Annotated in this window: 3 protein-coding genes; all 3 read left to right on the top strand. The window is 55.9% G+C overall.

The features are described 5' to 3' along the window. On the top strand, positions 1–252 hold a 252-nt coding region (gene lysC / locus RE027_RS17755; RefSeq protein WP_368809620.1), incomplete at its 5' end, for an Rz1-like lysis system protein LysC. Next, complete coding sequence (locus tag RE027_RS17750) at positions 215–682, top strand: phage tail protein (RefSeq protein ID WP_039671463.1); 468 nt, start codon at positions 215–217, stop codon at positions 680–682. The genes lysC and RE027_RS17750, both read left to right, overlap by 38 nt. Further along, entirely contained in the window at positions 675–1,124 is a 450-nt protein-coding gene (locus RE027_RS17745) for a phage virion morphogenesis protein (RefSeq protein WP_039671464.1), read from the top strand. The genes RE027_RS17750 and RE027_RS17745 overlap by 8 nt, the downstream gene beginning before the upstream one ends. The last annotated feature ends 100 nt before the right edge of the window (positions 1,125–1,224 follow it).

The following is a 1,224-nucleotide window of genomic DNA, read 5'->3' as shown; positions in this document are numbered from 1 at the left end:
TGCCTGAGCCTGTGCGCGGGCTGCACCGGCGAGCCGCCTGTGCAGACGCCAGTGATTGTTTACAACGGTTGCCCGAAAGTCAGTCTCTGCCCGATGCCGGGCAGTGATCCACAAATGAACGGCGATTTGAGCGCCGACATTCGCCATCTTGAGCGCGCACTGGAGAGCTGCGCACTCCAGGTCAACGTGGTTAAACAATGCCAGGATGATTTAGATGCTGAAACCAGACAGTCTGCGCAACGCGCTCTATGATGCCGTGCCGGTGCTGCGAACAAACCCGGACATGCTGCGTCTGTTCGTGGATAACGGCAAAATAGCAGCAACGCTTGCCGCTTCGCTGTCATTCGAAAAACAGTACACGCTCAACGTGGTCGTCACGGATTTCACGGGGGATTTTGATTTGTTGCTTGTCCCCGTCATGGCATGGTTGCGGGAGCAACAGCCCGACATCATGACCACGGACGAAGGGCAGAAAAAAGGGTTCACCTTTTACGCGGATATCAACAATGACAGCAGTTTCGATATCAGCATCAGTCTGTTGCTGACCGAGAGGACGCTTGTCAGGACTGTGGGGGATGCACTCCATGTGGAGAATATTCCTGAACCGGAGCCGCCGGAGCCGGTCACGCGACCGATGGAGCTTTATATCAACGGTGAACTGGTGAGTAAATGGGATGAGTGACTTCACACCCTTTGAGGACAGGCTGACCGCGCTGATAGCTGCCCTTTCCCCTTCTGGTCGTCGTCGCCTGACCACTGAGATTGCGAAAAAGGTACGCCAGCAGCAACAGCAGCGCATCAAGTCCCAGACTGCCCCGGACGGGACACCGTACACCCCGCGAAAACGCCAGCCGGTCAGGGGTAAGAAAAACCGCGTTAAGCGGGAAATGTTCGCCAAACTGCGCACCAACCGTTACATGAAGGCTTCGGGTGATGACAGTGCAGCAGCGGTGGAATTTACCGGGAAAGTACAGCGTATTGTTCGGGTTCACCAGTCAGGGCTTAAGGATAAGCCCACGCGCAACAGCGCCGCTGTTTTGTACCCGACCCGTGAGTTACTGGGTTTCTCTGATACTGACCAGCAGCTCGTTGAGCGCATTATTATCGACCATCTGGCCGGTTAACGTTGTGCCACCCCTGACAAAACCCGCCTCCGTTGCCGCCGGTTCCTCCCGGCGGCATCCTTTCTTGCATGAATACACTCTCAACGCTTCAGGATATCGC

The organism is Kocuria sabuli (assembly GCF_040981185.1).
In the GTDB taxonomy this organism is placed as follows: Bacteria; Actinomycetota; Actinomycetes; order Actinomycetales; family Micrococcaceae; genus Kocuria; species Kocuria sabuli.
Note: the sequence above shows the minus strand (reverse complement) of the source record. Positions and strands in the feature narration are given on the sequence as shown.

Excerpts from the sequence above, each read along its gene's own strand:
- RE027_RS17745 (WP_039671464.1), top strand. The coding sequence starts at position 675 with ATGAGTGACTTCACACCCTTTGAGGACAGGCTGACCGCGCTGATAGCT.
- RE027_RS17750 (WP_039671463.1), top strand. The coding sequence starts at position 215 with ATGCTGAAACCAGACAGTCTGCGCAACGCGCTCTATGATGCCGTGCCG.